Source organism: Methyloversatilis sp. (assembly GCF_965284615.1).
GTDB lineage: Bacteria > Pseudomonadota > Gammaproteobacteria > Burkholderiales > Rhodocyclaceae > Methyloversatilis.
Genome location: NZ_OZ260098.1, coordinates 621,844 through 638,496, shown reverse-complemented (window position 1 = coordinate 638,496; position 16,653 = coordinate 621,844). Strand labels below are relative to the sequence as shown.

Below are 16,653 nucleotides of genomic sequence, written 5' to 3'. Positions count from 1 at the left end.
CGGCGTAGCCTTGCACGTACAGGTATTCAGTTGTTCCATCAGCATATTCGTTGTACTCGAACGCGATCACTGGCAACCCGGCTTGAAGCACAAGCTTGCTACCGTCTTCGCATGTGACGAGATCTCCCTCGGCAAGCAGCACTAACTTCGAGTCAACCTGTTCATTGAAGTTGACACGAATGCGAGGCAACGATTCAAGCGCCATAACGTTGGAGATGAGCGGAGGACGCAAGCACGCGCAGCGTGCTTGTGGCCGTCCGCTCGATTGACGGGTTAGCCAGCATTCTGCTGCGACGGCCGTTCGCCGATGAATGACGCATGTGCGGCGCGCAGATTGGGACCAAGCAATGGGTACAACCGATCAAAGTACGGCTCGACCTCGAGATGCTCGACAAACGAAACAGCGATGACGTTCTCGGTCTCGATGTCGCCACCAACCACCTCGGCCTCCAGCAGTTCCAGCACGCCCAGGACAGGTGCGGCAACTGGCTCATGCGCCAAGAGGCCCTCACCGATGAAGCCAAGCAGCCGAGGCATTAGGACGTGCGGCAGTAAACCGTCGTTATCTTGGAGATGCTCCGCGACAGATTGACCAAAGGCCGGTGCAACCTGGACTACCCGCTCAAACAGTTCTGCTGGCGACATGCTGGCTAACGACGCTGTAGAAATACCCCATCTCGGGGCAAGCGCTTGCTTCCGGCCGTCGCCGGTTCGAAGTCGTTCGTCATCTTCTCAGCCTTCCGATCTTCGCTTCATCGTCGTCCCCTGATGTGTGCAGTGGCAGATGCCGTGCGCCGTTGCGGTGTGCGCCATTTCGCCCGCCAGCTTACCTAATTCGCGTATCCGTGGTGCCCGAGCTTTTCGATGTTGTGCACCAGGCAATACAGCTTCCACTGCCCATCCACCTTCTCCCGCCCGCGCAGGGTGAAACGGGTGAGCCGTTTGTTGTGCCGCAGGTTGCCGAACACGGGTTCTACGGTGGCAAACCGTGCGGCAATCATCCGCTTGCCCTCCGTGGAATCGATGCGCCGCTTCATCCGCTCGGTGTGTGATTCGATGTGGCCTCGCTTGCCGCGGAAGAAGGCGACCTGTCGCACCTTCGTCGTCTTCGGTGTGCGCAGGCAGCGGGTGCGCTGGTCGCACGGCACGCAGTCGCGTTCTGCGCCCGAGTACTTGGTGGCCGCATAGCCATTGATCGTGCACTCGCCCCCGTTGCGATACAGCCGCTTGCCTGCCGGGCACAGGCAGTGGCTGCGGTCCGGCGCTTCGGTGAAGTCGGTGTTGGCGTAGCGCTTGTTCTTGCTGGCGGCGCGCGCTTCCTTCGCCTTCTCGCTCTTGTCCCACAGCGCGTCGGGTTTTGTCTTGTGCTTCGCCTGATCGGCGTATCTGGGGTCACGCTGGCGGTAGCCGTTGTCGCACACCCAGGCGGGGATGCCGCGCTTGTCCAGTTCGGCGAGGTTCTTCTCGGAGTGGTAGCCCGCGTCGGCGCAGATCGCGGTGTCAGGTCCGCGCTGTGCGCAGGCATCGACCACCGGCAGCAGCAGCTCCTGTTCGGACCCGGTGCCGTGCGCCTGCGCATCGACCACGATCTGATGTGCGCCATCGACGGCGGCCACGCCGGTATAGCCCTGGACCACGCCCTTGGCGGTGGCCATTTTGGCCGAGTCGTTGTCGGTACGATTCGAGAGGCGAACCGCGCCCTTGGCGCCGCGTCGGTCGTCCGGGTGGCGCGCAAGCCAGTCTCGGATCTTTGCCGCTTGCCTTGAAAGTCTTTCGCGGGTGCGCTGCGCACGAGCGGCCTCGTCGTCGCAGCCGGCGGCATCGCGCGCCTTCTGCTCACCGATCATGCGCTGCACGGCCGCTTCCATTTTCGCCGCCTCGCGCTCGAAATCGGCACGGGTGCCGCTCTTTGCCTTGGATGCGTTGGACGGCAGTTTCACGCCGTCGATGGCGAAGAGCTCGCGCCCGATCAGCCCTTCGCGGTCGCACACCAGCAGCACCTCGGTGAAGAGCGCTTGGGCCTCGTTGCCGAGACTGCTGATGAAGTGCGCGACGGTGGTGAAGTGCGGCGCACTGTCGCCGGAGACGGCCATGAACAGCACGTTGTTGCGGCAGGCCGTGGCGATGGATCGGGAGCTGATCAGCCCGCGCGAATAGCCAAGCAGCACGATCTTGAGCAGCACGGCCGGATCGAAGGCCGGGGCACCACCGGCGTCGTTGGTGTAGCGGGCACGCAGTGCAGTGAGATTGAGTTCGTTGTTGACCAGATGGCAGAGCGCGAACTCGAAGGTACCGGGCAGCACCTGCTGTGCGAAATCGACCGGGATGAGCTTCAGACCGTAGTCGGGCGTCTTTAATCGCGGCATCGCAAAGCTCCGGAGAGGCGATGCGGAATCATAACAACGGCATGTGAACGGATGAGGGTGGGGAGGGGTTTTTCTACAGCCTCAACGCCGGAGTTAAGCTGCCGCGCGTAGCGCGGTCAGCTTGAACGACTTGTTATACGTTTTGTAGCCAATAGCAAATATCTTTTGCGCTTTTGAGCTTGCCAGGATGTACTGATGAACTTTCTGGATCTGGTATATCAACCTTTTTGCTGAAGAGCGGAAACCAGCTTAGATCTTTGATATCACTGTCGCTAGGTTTGCGCACATTTGAAACCATCTTTGGATTGCAAGCTCCAACTTGAAAATAAAATACTTGGGCTTCTATCAGCGACACTGGATTTGCTCCACCGTCTGTGCTGGCAAAATACAGTTGATATGCATCGTCCTCCCAAAAACATATTGGACAGATATCATATGATCCAGGAAACTCATCAAAAACAATGTATCCGCAACAAGGACATGTATACATGTAAATAGATTCTAGTAAATTGGTTCGTAAAACGTATAACGTCGGAGTTGACCGGCACGCAGCGGCATTGCGCCGCCGGGCGTATGCTCCCGCGCACGCGTGGCGGCGCAATGCCGCTGCGTGTCCGCGTCGAACGACCTGTTAGGGCTCACGGCGCGCTCCTCCTGAACTCTCGATCTCGCACCCGGCGCGGCCCTTTTCGTTCATGAACGTACTGCTCATAAGAGTGAAAGTGCCGCTGACGCCCAAGGTAGTGCGGATACTGCTCGAAATGCCAGCGACAATCCTCGATGAACTCAGGGTGGTTCCGACAAAGGTCAGCGCAGACCTTCTCGAATTCCGATGCGGCATCAAGTAGCTCTCGGCACTCTCTCGCCGTCGCCCCGTTTGGTCCCCAAAGCACGCCGGCCGGAAGCTCGTGCACCGCGTCGCGCAGGACACGCAGGAGGAATTCATAGCGCTCTTCGATCTGGTGTGGCATGGACCCGTGAGCTCTAACTTTGTTTTCTGGCGCAGTTCTGCGCCATAACTACGGACGCCGCCGGGTAAACAGGCGGACGTGATCGTTCTGAAACGGCTTGCGGTGGGGCTTTTCGGTACGTCATTACGACATCCATACAGTATTAAACAACGACAAAAAACCTCACCCCTTCCCCGCAGCCGGAAGAGTCATCCGGAATGTACCCGAACAGGCTGTTTCCAACTATGCCATCAGCCTTCCCGCCAGCCAGTCCATCAGCACACGGACCCGGTGCGGCACGTGCCGGTTGCCCGGCAGCACGGCGTACACGCCCAGTTCGGGCGTCGCGCAGTCGGTGAGCACCGGAACAAGGCGGCCGTCGGCCAGCCAAGGGTCGAGGATGAAGTCGGGCTGGCAGGTGAGGCCCATGCCGCGGGCGGCGGCTTCGGTCAGGACGTCGCCGTTGCTGGCGGAGAGCGGGCTGCGCAGCGGCACGGTGACAGTGCGACCGTCGGGCGTGGTGAAGGTCCAGCTTGGCTGGGTGGCGACGGCGGTATAGCCGAGGCAGGCGTGGTTCGCCAGGTCTTCGGGCGTGGCCGGGGTGCCGTGGCGGGCGAGGTAGTCGGGTGAGGCGACCGCGATCAGGCGGCTCATGCCGATGCGGCGGGCGACGGTGGCGGGGTCGAGCTTCGCGGTGACGCGGATGGCGAGGTCCATGCCCTCTTCGATCAGGTTCACGCGGCGGTCGTTGTAGTCGATGTCGAGCGTGACTTCGGGATAGCGCTCGGCGAAGTCGAGCAGCAGCGGCGACAGGCGTTTCAGGCCATAGCTCAGCGGCGCGCCGATGCGGATCGGGCCGCGCGGGGTCTGCCGCTCTTCGGCGATGCCGGTTTCGGCGGCTTCGACCAGGTTCAGGATGACTCGGCACTTTTCCAGGTAGGCGGTGCCGGCGGACGTGAGCGACAGCCGGCGCGTGCTGCGCGCCAGCAGCTTGGCGCCGAGGTGGGTTTCGAGCGCGGCGATCTGCCGGGTGACCACCGAGCGCGCGACGCCCATCTGCTGGGCGACGGCGGAAAAGCTGCCCAGTTCGGTCACGCGAACGAAGAGTTGCATGGCGTCGAGACGGTCCATTGTTGCAATTCCGGCAACGAGTATTTGCAGATTGTCGTCTATTTCGGACAAGCCGGAATGACTAAGCTGCAGTCATCGAATCACGGATGCCTGCCATGAGCACCACCGCACTGCACACCTGCCCCGCCAGCCTCTTCGTACCGCACGGCGCGCCGACCTTCGTGCTGCGCCCCGGTGCGGCCGGCGCGGCGCTGAAGGCGAAGGCCGATCTGCTGCCGCGTCCGCGCGCCATCGTCGCGGTCAGCGCGCACTGGGACAGCGCCGTGCCCACGGTCGGCACCGCCGACCGGCTGGACACCATCCACGATTTCTACGGCTTCCCGCCCGAGCTGTACGCGATCCGCTACCCGGCGACCGGCTGCCGCGAACTGGCGGGCATCGTCGCCTCGGCCATCGAGGACGCCGGCCTGCCGGTGCAGCTCGACGCCGAACGCGGTATCGATCACGGCGCCTGGGTGCCGCTGCGCCTGATGTACCCGGACGCCGACGTGCCGGTGATTCCGCTGTCGCTGCAGAGCCGCGGCGGCGCCGAAGGTGCTTACCGGCTGGGACGGGCGCTGGCGCCGCTGGCTGCACAAGGCCTGCGCGTGCTCGGCTCCGGCAACCTGACGCACAACCTGCGCGACTGGCAGATCGTCGCCCACGGCGACGGTCGCACGCCGGCCTATGTGCGCGCCTTCGCCGACTGGTTCGCCGCGCGGCTGGCCGCCGGTGACACCGAGGCGCTGCTCGATTACCGCCAGCGCGCGCCGGACGCCGTGCGTGCTCACCCGAGCGAGGAACACCTGCTGCCCTTCTTCGTCGCACTCGGCGCGGCGGGCGAAGGGGCGACCGCCGAGCGCTTCCACGCCGGCATCGACGACTATGTGCTGGCGATGGACGCCTGGGCCTTCACCCCTGATCGAGGAGCGCTGCAATGAGCCTGAAGAACACCGCCGCCAACTACGGCCGCATCGCCAAGTGCTTCCACTGGGCGACCGCCGCGCTCTTCCTCGCCGCCTACGTGTCGGTCTATTACCGCCAGTGGTTCACCGAGAAGCAGACGCCGGAAAACATGACGGCGCTGCAGATCCACCTGTCGGTCGGCGTGAGCATCGCCGTCATCGTGGCGCTGCGCGTGATCTGGCGCCTGATGAACCGCGCGCCGGACGACGAACCGGGTACGCCGCTGGCGCACCGCGCCGCTCACCTGGGCCATCTGGCGCTGTACGCGGTGATGATCGTCGCGCCGATCACCGGCTACCTCGGCACTGGCGTGAATACCGATTTCTTCTTCCTGTTCGAGATTCCGAAGTTCGAAAGCACCGCGCTGTTCCAGAGCGTGGTGGCCGAAGGCATGGGACTGGATTTCAAGACCTTCGAGAAGCCGATCGATTTCATCCACAAGGATGTGCTCGGCGCCTGGCTGATCTGGCTGCTCGTACTGGGCCATGCCGCCGCCGCGCTATACCACCACTTCGTCCTGCGTGACCGCACGCTGGTGAAGATGACTTCCGGCGGCTGAGCCGCCCTCACCCTCGCTGCATATATATAGATGTACCCAAACCGGAGAACTGCCATGACCTCGCTGAAAACCCTCATCGCCTCGCTCGCCCTCGCCGCTGTCGCCGCCCCCGCGCTGGCCGCGCCGGAAACCTTCAAGCTCGACCCGAACCACAGTTTCCCGCGCTTCTCGTACAGCCACTTCGGCTACTCGACCCAGCTGAGCCGCTTCGACAAGACCTCCGGCACGATCACGCTGGACCGCGCGGCGAAGACCGGCGCGGTGGACATCACCATCGACACGAAGTCGGTGAGCACCGGTTCGACGCTGTTCAACGAGCACATCCAGGCCGAGGACTTCCTCGATACCGCCCGCTACCCGACCGCCACTTTCAAGTTGACCAAGGTGGTGTTCGACGGCGACAAGCCGGTCGCGGTCGACGGCACGCTGACGCTGAAGGGCGTGAGCAAGCCGGTGACGCTGAAGGTGACCAGCTTCCACTCGATGCCGCACCCGATGACCAAGAAGGACGCCATCGGTGCCAACGCCACGGTCACCGTCAAGCGCACCGACTTCAACATGGGCAAGTACGCGCCGAACGTCGGCGACGAGGTGACCATCGACATCGCGGTCGAGGCGATCAAGGAATAATCGGCGGAAGATGCGCCCGACCGGCGGCCGAGTAGGGGTTCTGTGGGTGGGGCCCTCCGGCCCCGGCAGCGGCCTGAATCGAAGCCTGCGGACGGCAACGGCCGCGTCGCGGTCAGAAGACCGCTCCTACAGGGGTGGTGCGCCTGATCCACTACCCGAGTCTGCGCTGGGATTCTGTGGGAGGGGCCTTCCGACCCCGACTGCGGCGGTGACTTATACGCACTGTCGCGGCCAGGGGCGCGCCCACAGGGCGGAGACATCTGCGCCACTGTTAGCTGTCAAACGTCATACCGATAACGGAGATCATCATGAGCGCCGCACCACCGCAAGCCCATGTCACCCGCATCGCCCGCCGCCGGGCACGGGTCGGGTTCGAGGTCGAATACGAAGCGCTGATCCGCGAAATGTTCGCGGCGATGCGTCAGGCGCCTGGCTTTCTCGGCGCGCAGATGATCACGCCCGAGCAGCCGGGCGGCGACTACCAGGTGATCGCGCATTTCCGCTCGGAGGCGGATCTCAAAGCCTGGGACGAGAGCCCGGCGCGTGCGGCGCTGCAGCCGCGGCTGTGCGCGGCCGGCGAGAACGAGCCTGAATACCGCGTGGTGACCGGGCTGGAAGCGTGGTTCGGTCCGCAGGTGGTGGCGCCGTCGGCTCATCCGCCGCGCGCACGCATGGCGCTGGTGACCTGGATGGGCATCTTCCCGACGGTGTCGCTCTTTCTGTGGCTGGTCGCGCCCTGGCTGACGCCGCTGCCCTTCCTGCCGCGGGTCGCGCTGCTGACCGCGCTGATCGTCATCACGATGACCTGGGTGGTGATGCCCCGGCTGACGCGGCTGATGCGCGGCTTCCTGAATCCGGCGGCAGGCAGATAGCGTCTGTTGTCGAGCTGCGCCCGGCCTTGTGGGAGCTTGCTCGCGATTGCGGCGTAGAACGGAGCCAGCGGCCTGCCGAAGCCCCATCGCGACCAGAGGTCGCTCCCACGAAAGCAGTCCCGGATCACTGTCGGAGGGGGGTGTAGTGGGAGCGGGGTTCTGGTGGGAGCGAGCTTGCTCGCGATTGCGGGGTCGATCGAAGCCGATGGCTTGCAATGCCGCGCCACTTACGCCGGCAACTCGTCCAGCGCGCCGTCGAGGTGGGCCTGGTCGCCCCAGCGTTCGATGCGCCAGCCGCCGGCGTCGTGCGCGATCCAGTTCAGCGCGCAGTTGGCGATGTCGAAGTCGCGTTTGCCGGTCAGCGGCAGGCCACGCACGCGGCGGGCGACGATGTCGAGCACACCGCCGTGCGTCACCAGCAGCAGCGTGTGGCCGGCATGGCGCGCGCGCAGCGTTTCGACCAGTCCCCAGATGCGTGCGTCGAACTGCAGCAGGCTTTCGCCGCTGCCACCCGGAAACTGCGCCGCCGGCTCGCGCGCCTCGAAACGGTGGAAGTCCTCCGGGTGGCGCTCGCGCGCCTCGGCGTAGGTCAGCCCCTGGAAGGCGCCGTAATGGCGCTCGCGCAGCGCCGGCTCGGGCATCACCGGCTGCCCGCGCGGCACCGCGATGCGACCGGCCGTCACCCAGGCACGACCGAGGTCGGAGCCGTAGAGCGTGTCGATGCGCTCAGCCAGCAGCGCCTGCGCCGTGGCCTGCGCCTGCAACAGGCCGCGTTCGTTCAGCGGAATGTCGATCTGGCCCTGCACGCGCCGATCGACGTTCCAGGTGGTTTCGCCGTGGCGGACCAGGCAGATGCGGGTGGTGGCGGTCATGGAGCGATCCTTGTGCGATGCAATATTGTAGGGCGTCGGCAGCTGCTCCGTTCAGCGGCCGCGTCACGGCCAAGGCCGTTCCCACAGAGACGGCGCGCCCGATCACGGAGCGGCGCTTGAGTCCGGGTTCTGTGGGAGGGGTCTTCTGACCCCGACTGCGGCCTGAATCAACGCCTGCGGACTGCAGCGGCCGCGTCGCGGTCAGAAGACCGCTCCCACAATGCGTCGCAGCCGCCCCCAGCGGTTACCATCGCGCCTTCACCTCCAGCCCCACGCCATGCGCGCCCTGCTGACGCTCGCCGATCTGACGGACCGACTGAACGAGGCCTGCGGCCGCGTGCTGCCGTGGACCGTGCTGGCGGCGGTGCTGCTGGCGGTCGGCAATGCGCTAGCGCGCAAGTTCGACGCCGGGTCGAACGCGCTGCTGGAGGCGCAGTGGTATCTGGTGTCGGCCGCCTTCCTGCTTGGCGCCGGTCGCGTGCTGAAGCTGGACGAGCACGTGCGCATCGATCTGCTCACCGCGCACCTGTCACCGCGCGGAAAGCTGAAAGCCGACATCGCCGCGCTCGCGCTGACCGTGCTGCCGGTATGCCTGCTGATGCTGTGGCTGTCCTGGCCCTGGTTCCTGTCCTCATGGATCAGCAATGAAGTGTCGGCCAGCGCCGGCGGCCTGCCGCTGTGGCCGGCGCGCATCCTGGTGCCGGCCGGCTTTGCGCTGCTGACACTGCAGGCGCTGGCGCTCATCGTGCGCCGGATCGCCGCGCTGGCGGAGACCGACGCGTGAGCGCCGTCGCACGGGCTGCGCGCCGGTCACGCTGCGAGCAGAGGGGCGTCCAATGACCGCCTGGCTGGCCGCCAATCTGGCCCCGGTCATGTTCTTCGCGATGATCCTGTTCCTGCTGTCGGGGGCGCCGGTGGCGTTCGCGCTCGCCACCTGCGGCATCGTGTTCGGGCTGATCGGTATCGAACTGGGCCTGCTGTCGGCGTCGCTGGTGCAGGCGATGCCGGACCGCGTGTTCGGCGTCATGAGCAACGACACGCTGCTCGCGATCCCCTTCTTCACCTTCATGGGCCTGCTGCTCGAACGCTCCGGCATGGCCGAGGACCTGCTCGACACCGTCGGCCGGCTGTTCGGCACGCTGCGCGGCGGGCTGGCGGTGGCGGTGGTACTGGTCGGTGCGATGCTGGCGGCCACCACGGGCGTGGTCGCGGCGTCGGTCATTTCCATGGGCCTCATTTCGCTGCCCATCATGCTGCGCGCCGGTTACGACGCGCGGCTGGCCAGCGGCGTGATCGCCGCGTCGGGCACGCTGGCGCAGATCATTCCGCCCTCGCTGGTGCTCATCGTGCTGGCCGACCAGCTGAACCGGCCGGTCGGCGACATGTACCGCGGGGCGCTGCTGCCGGGGCTGGTGCTGACGGGGCTCTATCTGCTCTACGTGCTGGGCATGGCCTGGCTGAAACCGAAGAGCGCGCCGGCGCTGCCGGAGGCGGACGACCACGACGCGGCCGAGCGGCGCGGTGTGTGGGCACTGTTCGCGGTGGCGCTGGCGGCCGGTGTCGGCGCCAGCCAGTTGCCGGCGCTGCAGGCGCACGCGGCCGACGCGCGTGCTTTGCTGTCGGTCACCGCCGGTGGCGCGGTGGCCTGGCTGCTGGCGCTGGCGGACCGCCTGCTGCGCCTGAACCTGCTGCCCGATCTGGCGCGCCGAGTGGCTTTCGTGCTGATGCCGCCGCTCGCGCTCATTTTCCTCGTGCTCGGCACCATCTACCTTGGGCTGGCGACGCCGACCGAAGGCGGCGCGATGGGCGCGGCCGGCGCGCTGCTGATGGCGCTGGCGCGCCGCCGGCTCAGCGGCGAGCTGTTGAACCAGGCACTCGACCGCACGGTGCGGCTGACCTGCTTCGTGCTGTTCATCCTGATCGGCGCCCGGCTGTTCTCGCTCACCTTCTACGGCATCGACGGCCACCTGTGGGTCGAGCACCTGCTGCTGTCGCTGCCCGGCGGCCAGACCGGCTTCCTGATCGCGGTCATGCTGCTGGTGTTCGTGCTCGCCTTCTTCCTCGACTTCTTCGAACTGGCCTTCATCATCGTGCCGCTGCTGGCGCCGGTGGCCGAGAAGCTGGGCATAGACCTGGTGTGGTTCGGCGTGTTGCTGGCGGTAAACATGCAGACCTCCTTCATGCATCCGCCCTTCGGCTTCGCGCTGTTCTACCTGCGCTCGGTGGCGCCGAAGACGCTGCCCACGCGCGACATCTACTGGGGCGCCGTGCCCTTCGTCGGCATCCAGATCCTGATGGTGGCGCTGGTGCTGGCGCTGCCGCAGCTGGTCACCGCCAACCTCGGCGGCCCTGCACGGGCCGCCGGCAGCGGCGACTACATCGACGACGGCTACGAACGTGCCGACGGCACGCCGCGTCTGCCGGCCGACCACCCGGACGCATCGCTCGAAGTGGCGATCGAGCGGGCGGAGCGCTTGTCCGGCCAGACCGACGGCGACTGAGCGCGGCGCAGGCACCGTCCGTCGGGAATCCGTCCCGCGTCGCCGCTGCGGCGTCAAGTAATGCAGCGCACTGTCGTGAACCCTTCGTCCATAGCGAACAGAAGGGCTTTCCCGTGAAGATATCCACTCGCCTGGCACTGATCGTGTCGTGCTCCGCCGTCGGTCTGGTGCTGATAGGCGGCATCGCACTGAATGAGATCCGCTCGACCATGATGGCCGAACGCGAGGCACGCATCGTCACGCTGCTCAAGCTGTTCACCGGCATCCTGCAGCGCTATCACGAGCAGGAGAAAGCCGGCACGCTGACGCGCGAACAGGCGCAGGCGCACGCCCGCGAGGCCCTGCTCGGCCTGCAGAGCGACGATCACTACATGTTCGCGCGCAGCGCCGACGATGTGCTGCTGGCCCATGTGCGCAAGGAAAAGCTCGGCCAGAAGGACAATGGTGGCGTGGCCCCGGACGGCCGCACCAACACCGACGTCTACCGTGAAGCGCTGGCCAAGGCCGACCCCGCCTTCGTCACCGTACCGGCGAAGAAACCGGGGGCCAGCGAGGCGCTGCCGAAAATGAACGGCGTCACCCATTTCGCACCCTGGGGCTGGACCCTGGGTACCGGCTTCTTCGTCGATGACATCGAACAAGCCTTCAAGTCCTACGCACTGACGCTACTGGTCATCGCGCTGGCGGTCATTGCAGCGACGGTGGCGCTGACCATCACCGCCTCGCGCCGCATCTTTGCGCAGATCGGCGGCGAGCCGGAGGTCGCGATGCGGGCCGCCACCGAAATCGCCGCCGGGCGACTCGACGTGGCGATGCCTGCGGCACGCAACGGCAGCCTGATGCATTCGCTGTCCATCATGCGCGACAGCCTGAAGACCATGATCGGGGGCATCCAGCAGGGGTCGAAGTCGCTGACCGCCGCGGCGTCCGACATCGCCGAGCGCATGCAGCAGATCCGCGAAGCCTCCGGCCAGTCGTCGTCCGCGACCTCATCGACCGCCGCGGCCATCGAGGAAATGACGGTCAGCGTGAGCCAGATCGCCGACAGTGCGCGAGACTCGGAGAACCACTCCAGCCGCTCGGCCGAACTGGCCATCGTCGGCGAACAGCGGGTGCAGTCTGCCGCCGGCGCCATCGAGGACGTGTCACGGCAGGTCACCGACGCGTCGGAGCGCATCGGCGAACTGGCCGAACGCTCGCGTCAGATCAGCGGCATCGCCAAGACCATCAAGGAAATTGCCGAACAGACCAATCTGCTGGCGCTTAACGCCGCGATCGAGGCGGCACGCGCCGGCGAACAGGGCCGCGGCTTCGCCGTCGTCGCTGACGAAGTGCGCAAGCTGGCCGAGCGCACGACGCAGGCAACGGGCGAGATCGCGCAGACCATCGCGGCGATCCAGACCGACACCGACGCCGTCGTGCACAGCATGGAAGCGGTGCGCCCGCAGATACAGAAGGGCGTGGCACTCGCCGGCGAGGCCGCGGCAGCGCTGCGCAGCATCAACGACGGCGCGACCGAGGCGCTGCACCAGATCCGCAGCGTCGCTCACGCAACCGCGGAACAGACGCAGGCCAGCAACAGCATCGCCAGCAACGTCGAACGCATCGCACACATGGTCGAGGAATCCGACCACTCGGTGCTGGCCGCTGAGCAGACGGTGCATCAGCTCAGCGCACTGGCCACCGAACTCGATTCGACCATCGCCCGCTTCCGCGTCTGATCGCGGTCAGCATCCCCCGCAGGCAAGGTCGGTGATCGCCGGAGGCTCACCGACCTGTGCCGCGCTCGATCATTTCGAGCACCGCCCGCGCGCACGCCTCCGGCGCCTCCATCGGCACCAGGTGGCCGGTCGGCAGTTCCATCCAGTTCGCACCCCAGAAGCGGCGGTTCTGTTCGCGACCGGCGAGGCGGGTTTCTTCGGAATGACTGCCAGTGATGAAACCGACTGGCGTACCGCGGGCGCGCAGCCGGCGCACGGCGAGCAGCGCGTCACGGTGCGCGATCGTGGCGTACACGTCGCGCTCGGTTTCGCGCGGGATGGCCAGCGTGACGCCGCCGCCCGGGTGCTCGTGCAGGCCGGCACGGATGAAGTCGTCGAGCACGCCGGGTGCCCAACGCTGCACGAAATCCTTGCTGCCCAGATGGGCGCGCGCTTCCTCGCGCGACGTCCAGTGGTTGCGCCGACGCGCCGCCACCGGCGCCGGACCGAGCTTCCAGGTGAGTCCGGTCGCCTTGGCCGCCGACACCAGCGTCGCCCGCCAGCCGAGCACCATGGGCGAGTCGATCAGCACGACCTGCGCCACCCGCTGTGGCAGCCGCGCTGCCGCCATTGCCGCGAGATAGCCGCCCATCGAATGCCCCACCAGCACCAGCGGCCCATCGGGCAGCGCCTGGATGCACTCCATCACCTGCGCCCGCATGCGCCGCCAGCCGTGACCGGGGCGGTGCCGCGCTTCCGTGCCTATGGTGTCGATCGCGTTGACCGTCCAGCGCGTCGCCAGCAGATCGAGAAAGGCGCGGTAAACGCCCGCCGGGTAGCCGTTTGCGTGCAGGAAAAGCAGCCGGGAAGACGGTATGTTCATTGGATCGGAAGCATAACGCTGGCCGGCAGAATGCTCCCTGCGGCCGTTTGAGTCATGTCAATGTTGCGGCGCGGAATCCAGCGCAGACTGGTTATAAACAACCCACCAATCGGAAGGAAGACATCATGAAAAGAGAATGGGCAGTCATCGCGCTCTCCCTCTGTATGAGCGGCCCGGTATGGGCCGACGCGTCGGGCAAGCACGCCGGCGCCGACCACCCGGCCGAGGCCGTCAAGGGCAAGAAGCCGGCCAATGTCGCCGCCAAGCCTGCGCTGCCGCCCGGAGTCAGCACGAAGTCGAAGAAGGTGCATGCCGGCTACGAACACCCGGCGGTCGAAGGGCATGACCAGCACGTGCCGACCGCGGTCGAGAATACGCCGGCCTTGCCGCCGGGCGCCACCACGGCAACGCACAAGGTGCACGCCGGCCAGGAGCATCCGGCCGTCGAGGGCCATGACCAGCATGTGCCGACCGCGGTCGAGAACAAGCCGGCCTTGCCGCCGGGCGCCACCACGGCCACCCACAAGGTGCACGCCGGTTACGAACACCCGGCGATCGAAGGCCATGACCACCCGCTGCCGTCGGCCACCGAAAGCCGGCCGGCCTTGCCGCCGGGCGTCAAGCCCTGAACCGGCGACCGGCGGCGCTCAGGCGCTGCCGGCTGCCCGCTCCGCATTGATCAGCCGTGCGCCCGTGTCGGCATCGACGCCGACACGGGCGAGCACATGCACCCCCATCTGCAGCGCCGCTTCGAGCGCTTCGGGAATCACTTCGCTGGCCCCCGCCGCCATCAGTTCGCGCGCATGTGCGGCATCGCGCGCACGCGCGATCAGCGGCAGCGCCGGAAACTCCGCGCGCAGACTGCGCACGACATGACGGGCCGCTGCCGTGTCGTCCATCGTGACGACGATGGCGCGCGCGCGGCCGGCACCGAGGTGATGCAGCAGGGACGGGCGGCCGGCATCGCCGACAATGACCGGTCGCCCCTGCGCGTGATGTTCGGCCGCCGCCGACACGTGGCGCTCGATCGCCACCCAGCGCACGTCGGCGCGGTCGAGCAGGCGCGCCACCAGCTGGCCGACGCGGCCGAAGCCGGCGATGATGACCATGTCCTCGTCGGCTTCGTCGTCCGGCAATGACACGGGTGCGTCGGCCTCGCGCGTGTCGAGCTTCTGCCGCAGCACGCGGCCGGCCCGCGCCGCCAGCGGCGTCAGGAACATGCTCAAGGTCACCACCAGCAGCATGAAGTTGCCAACCGCGCCGGCCAGCACACCGCCGGCGATGGCCACGCCAATGACGATGAAGCCGAATTCGCCGGCCTGGCCGAGCAGCAGCGCCGCCTCGGCCGCCTCGCCGCGGCTCAGGCCGCTGCGCCGGAACAGGCCGTACATGGTCGCGCTCTTGATCGCGTACAGGCCGAGCACCGAGGCGACCAGCCAGCCGGCGTCGCCGGCCACCTGCAGCAGATCGAGGCTCATGCCGACCGACACGAAGAACAGGCCCATCAGCAGACCCTTGAACGGCTCGATGGCGAGCAGCGCGGCGTGCCGGTATTCGGTTTCGGCCAGCATCAGGCCGGCGAGGAATGCGCCGAGCGCCATCGACAGACCGGCGGCGCCGGTCAGCGCCGCCACGCCGAGGGTGGCGAACAGCGTCAACGCCATGAAGCTGTCGGCCTGGGTGGTGACCGACACGCGCCGGAACAACGGGGTCAGCACGAGGCGTCCGAACAACAGGATGAGCGCCACGGCCGCCGCCGCCTTCAGCAGCGCGGTCAGCATCAGCATCAGGAAGTGTCCGCCACCGCCCTCGCCAGCCATCAGACCGAGCAGGATGAGCAGCGGCACGACGGCGATGTCCTGCAGCAGCAGCACGGCGAAGCTCCTGCGGCCAACGGTGGAGCGGGTCTGACCGGATTCGGCCAGCAGCTGCATCACCACCGCCGTTGACGACATGGCCAGGCCGAGGCCGAGCACCACCGCCGTTTCCTCGCTGTGGCCGAAGGCCAGCGCGACCGCGCCGATCAGCGCACCGCAACCCAGCCATTGCGCGCTGCCGACACCCAGCACCCAGCGGCGCAGCGACCACAGCTGACGCGCCGGCAGTTCGAGGCCGATCACGAACAGCATGAACACCACGCCCAGTTCGGCCAGCACGCGCACGCCCTCGCCGTCCGCGATGGTGAGCCAGCGCAGCCAGGCCTGGTCGGCCGCGATGCGGCCCAGTCCGTTCGGCCCGACCAGCGCACCGATCACCAGGAAGGCGACCACCTGGCTCACCCGCGCACGGGCGAGCAGCGGCATCACCAGGCCGGCGATGGCGAGGAACAGCAGGATGGGCTGCAGATGAGGCAGGCCGGCGTGGGCGTCCATTGTTTCAGGATGCCTCGGCGCACGGCCGGCCGTATTGACGCAGGTCGGTCGGCGCGCGGCGATTCATGCCGCGGCCGCCTTACTCGGTCGGGGCGTACACGTTGGTCAGCGTGCCGACGCCGCTGACAGTGACGTTGACCGTGGTGCCCGGCTTCATCGGCAGCACGCCGACCGAAGTGCCGCAGCAGATCACGTCGCCCGGCATCAGCGTCATGTCGCGCGAAATGCGCGACACCAGCTGCGCCGGCGAGAAGATCATGTCGGTCACCGGGTAGCGCTGACGCTCGCGGCCGCCGACCGTGGTGACGATTTCGGCATCGGCCGGCAGCGGATCGGTCGAGATGACCGGGCCGAAGCAGCCGAAGCCGTCGAAGCTCTTGGCGCGCGTCCATTGGCCGAAGGACGGGTTCTTGTCCACCAGCTCGAGCGCGCTGACGTCGTTGATGCAGGTGTAGCCGAAGATGGCGTCGGCGGCCTGCGCCTCGTCCAGATTGCGCGCGACCTTGCCGACGACGACGCCCAGTTCGCCTTCGTAGAACACGCGACCGTCGAAGCCGGCCGGCTTCGGGATGGGCTGCTGGTGCCAGTTCAGCGCCTGCGGCGAGCGCACCAGGTAGAGCGGATCTTCCGGAATCGGGTGGCCGGCCTTTTCCACAGCGGCGCGGATGTTGTGCACGATGATGACCATCTTCGGCGGCAGGCAGGGCATCAGCCACTCGATGCCCTCCAGCGGCACGGTCTCACCGGTCGGTACCGGGTTGGCGAACAGATCGCCGTCCATCAGTTCGACCGCATCGCCATTGATGCGGCCCAGGCGTTCGGCGCCGTTATGGCGCAGGCGCAGGTATTTCATGTCTCTTCCGGGCTCGTGT

The 16,653-nt window shown here is 66.8% G+C and carries 16 protein-coding genes; 8 read left to right on the top strand and 8 right to left on the bottom strand.

Annotated features, from left to right (window positions below; genetic code table 11):
• Positions 1–273: 273 nt before the first annotated feature.
• The 4 genes from ACQ66H_RS03110 to ACQ66H_RS03095 all read right to left on the bottom strand — a co-directional run bounded on the left by ACQ66H_RS03110 (position 274) and on the right by ACQ66H_RS03095 (position 4,447).
• Positions 274–645 carry a DUF7674 family protein gene (locus tag ACQ66H_RS03110; RefSeq protein ID WP_430432771.1) on the bottom strand — a complete coding sequence of 124 codons (372 nt, stop codon included), beginning with the start codon at positions 643–645 and terminating at the stop codon, positions 274–276.
• Between the two features lie 185 nt (positions 646–830).
• Positions 831–2,366: a transposase gene (locus ACQ66H_RS03105; RefSeq protein ID WP_430432770.1), complete on the bottom strand. Its 1,536-nt coding sequence runs from the start codon at positions 2,364–2,366 to the stop codon at positions 831–833.
• A gap of 133 nt (positions 2,367–2,499) precedes the next feature.
• Positions 2,500–2,856, bottom strand: coding sequence for a CPCC family cysteine-rich protein (locus ACQ66H_RS03100; protein ID WP_430432769.1), 357 nt, complete (start codon positions 2,854–2,856; stop codon positions 2,500–2,502).
• Positions 2,857–3,559: 703 nt separating this feature from the next.
• Positions 3,560–4,447: a LysR family transcriptional regulator gene (locus ACQ66H_RS03095; RefSeq protein WP_430432768.1), complete on the bottom strand. Its 888-nt coding sequence runs from the start codon at positions 4,445–4,447 to the stop codon at positions 3,560–3,562.
• Positions 4,448–4,542: 95 nt separating this feature from the next.
• Between ACQ66H_RS03095 and ACQ66H_RS03090 the strand changes: the two genes are divergently transcribed.
• From ACQ66H_RS03090 to ACQ66H_RS03075, 4 genes are all read left to right on the top strand, one after another.
• A complete protein-coding gene (locus ACQ66H_RS03090; protein ID WP_430432767.1) occupies positions 4,543–5,367 on the top strand; it encodes a DODA-type extradiol aromatic ring-opening family dioxygenase in 825 nt (274 codons plus the stop codon).
• Positions 5,364–5,951 (top strand): cytochrome b, encoded by a 588-nt coding sequence (locus ACQ66H_RS03085; protein ID WP_430432766.1) that lies wholly within the window; start codon positions 5,364–5,366, stop codon positions 5,949–5,951. The genes ACQ66H_RS03090 and ACQ66H_RS03085 overlap by 4 nt, the downstream gene beginning before the upstream one ends.
• A gap of 54 nt (positions 5,952–6,005) precedes the next feature.
• The gene (locus ACQ66H_RS03080) at positions 6,006–6,581 is read left to right on the top strand and encodes a YceI family protein (protein WP_430432765.1); all 576 of its coding nucleotides are present in this window, start codon (positions 6,006–6,008) and stop codon (positions 6,579–6,581) included.
• A gap of 308 nt (positions 6,582–6,889) precedes the next feature.
• On the top strand, positions 6,890–7,453 hold the full coding sequence (locus ACQ66H_RS03075) for an antibiotic biosynthesis monooxygenase (protein ID WP_430432764.1): 564 nt from the start codon (positions 6,890–6,892) through the stop codon (positions 7,451–7,453).
• 227 nt (positions 7,454–7,680) lie between these two features.
• Here ACQ66H_RS03075 and ACQ66H_RS03070 read toward each other — a convergent pair whose 3' ends face one another.
• Positions 7,681–8,325, bottom strand: coding sequence for a histidine phosphatase family protein (locus tag ACQ66H_RS03070; RefSeq protein WP_430432763.1), 645 nt, complete (start codon positions 8,323–8,325; stop codon positions 7,681–7,683).
• 277 nt (positions 8,326–8,602) lie between these two features.
• Here ACQ66H_RS03070 and ACQ66H_RS03065 point away from each other — a divergent pair, with 277 nt between their 5' ends.
• From ACQ66H_RS03065 to ACQ66H_RS03055, 3 genes are all read left to right on the top strand, one after another.
• Complete coding sequence (locus ACQ66H_RS03065; protein WP_430432762.1) at positions 8,603–9,109, top strand: TRAP transporter small permease subunit; 507 nt, start codon at positions 8,603–8,605, stop codon at positions 9,107–9,109.
• A gap of 52 nt (positions 9,110–9,161) precedes the next feature.
• The gene (locus ACQ66H_RS03060; RefSeq protein ID WP_430432761.1) at positions 9,162–10,826 is read left to right on the top strand and encodes a TRAP transporter large permease; all 1,665 of its coding nucleotides are present in this window, start codon (positions 9,162–9,164) and stop codon (positions 10,824–10,826) included.
• 113 nt (positions 10,827–10,939) lie between these two features.
• Positions 10,940–12,547, top strand: a complete 1,608-nt coding sequence (locus ACQ66H_RS03055; RefSeq protein WP_430432760.1) for a methyl-accepting chemotaxis protein — start codon at positions 10,940–10,942, stop codon at positions 12,545–12,547.
• Positions 12,548–12,593: 46 nt separating this feature from the next.
• Here ACQ66H_RS03055 and ACQ66H_RS03050 read toward each other — a convergent pair whose 3' ends face one another.
• Entirely contained in the window at positions 12,594–13,409 is an 816-nt protein-coding gene (locus tag ACQ66H_RS03050; RefSeq protein ID WP_430432759.1) for an alpha/beta fold hydrolase, read from the bottom strand.
• Positions 13,410–13,534: 125 nt separating this feature from the next.
• On the opposite strand from ACQ66H_RS03050, the gene ACQ66H_RS03045 reads away from it, so the two are divergent.
• Entirely contained in the window at positions 13,535–14,038 is a 504-nt protein-coding gene (locus ACQ66H_RS03045; protein ID WP_430432758.1) for a hypothetical protein, read from the top strand.
• Between the two features lie 18 nt (positions 14,039–14,056).
• Here ACQ66H_RS03045 and ACQ66H_RS03040 read toward each other — a convergent pair whose 3' ends face one another.
• Positions 14,057–15,781, bottom strand: coding sequence for a cation:proton antiporter (locus tag ACQ66H_RS03040; protein ID WP_430432757.1), 1,725 nt, complete (start codon positions 15,779–15,781; stop codon positions 14,057–14,059).
• A gap of 79 nt (positions 15,782–15,860) precedes the next feature.
• Entirely contained in the window at positions 15,861–16,634 is a 774-nt protein-coding gene (locus tag ACQ66H_RS03035; RefSeq protein ID WP_430432756.1) for a fumarylacetoacetate hydrolase family protein, read from the bottom strand.
• Positions 16,635–16,653: the final 19 nt, after the last annotated feature.

Bases quoted from the DNA above. Each gene is read 5' to 3' on its own strand.
- ACQ66H_RS03090 (WP_430432767.1), top strand. From the start codon at position 4,543: ATGAGCACCACCGCACTGCACACCTGCCCCGCCAGCCTCTTCGTACCG.
- ACQ66H_RS03085 (WP_430432766.1), top strand. From the start codon at position 5,364: ATGAGCCTGAAGAACACCGCCGCCAACTACGGCCGCATCGCCAAGTGC.
- ACQ66H_RS03075 (WP_430432764.1), top strand. From the start codon at position 6,890: ATGAGCGCCGCACCACCGCAAGCCCATGTCACCCGCATCGCCCGCCGC.
- ACQ66H_RS03100 (WP_430432769.1), bottom strand. From the start codon at position 2,856: ATGTATACATGTCCTTGTTGCGGATACATTGTTTTTGATGAGTTTCCT.
- ACQ66H_RS03070 (WP_430432763.1), bottom strand. From the start codon at position 8,325: ATGACCGCCACCACCCGCATCTGCCTGGTCCGCCACGGCGAAACCACC.
- ACQ66H_RS03105 (WP_430432770.1), bottom strand. From the start codon at position 2,366: ATGCCGCGATTAAAGACGCCCGACTACGGTCTGAAGCTCATCCCGGTC.
- ACQ66H_RS03050 (WP_430432759.1), bottom strand. From the start codon at position 13,409: ATGAACATACCGTCTTCCCGGCTGCTTTTCCTGCACGCAAACGGCTAC.
- ACQ66H_RS03095 (WP_430432768.1), bottom strand. From the start codon at position 4,447: ATGGACCGTCTCGACGCCATGCAACTCTTCGTTCGCGTGACCGAACTG.
- ACQ66H_RS03110 (WP_430432771.1), bottom strand. From the start codon at position 645: ATGTCGCCAGCAGAACTGTTTGAGCGGGTAGTCCAGGTTGCACCGGCC.
- ACQ66H_RS03040 (WP_430432757.1), bottom strand. From the start codon at position 15,781: ATGGACGCCCACGCCGGCCTGCCTCATCTGCAGCCCATCCTGCTGTTC.
- ACQ66H_RS03065 (WP_430432762.1), top strand. From the start codon at position 8,603: ATGCGCGCCCTGCTGACGCTCGCCGATCTGACGGACCGACTGAACGAG.
- ACQ66H_RS03045 (WP_430432758.1), top strand. From the start codon at position 13,535: ATGAAAAGAGAATGGGCAGTCATCGCGCTCTCCCTCTGTATGAGCGGC.
- ACQ66H_RS03060 (WP_430432761.1), top strand. From the start codon at position 9,162: ATGACCGCCTGGCTGGCCGCCAATCTGGCCCCGGTCATGTTCTTCGCG.
- ACQ66H_RS03035 (WP_430432756.1), bottom strand. From the start codon at position 16,634: ATGAAATACCTGCGCCTGCGCCATAACGGCGCCGAACGCCTGGGCCGC.
- ACQ66H_RS03080 (WP_430432765.1), top strand. From the start codon at position 6,006: ATGACCTCGCTGAAAACCCTCATCGCCTCGCTCGCCCTCGCCGCTGTC.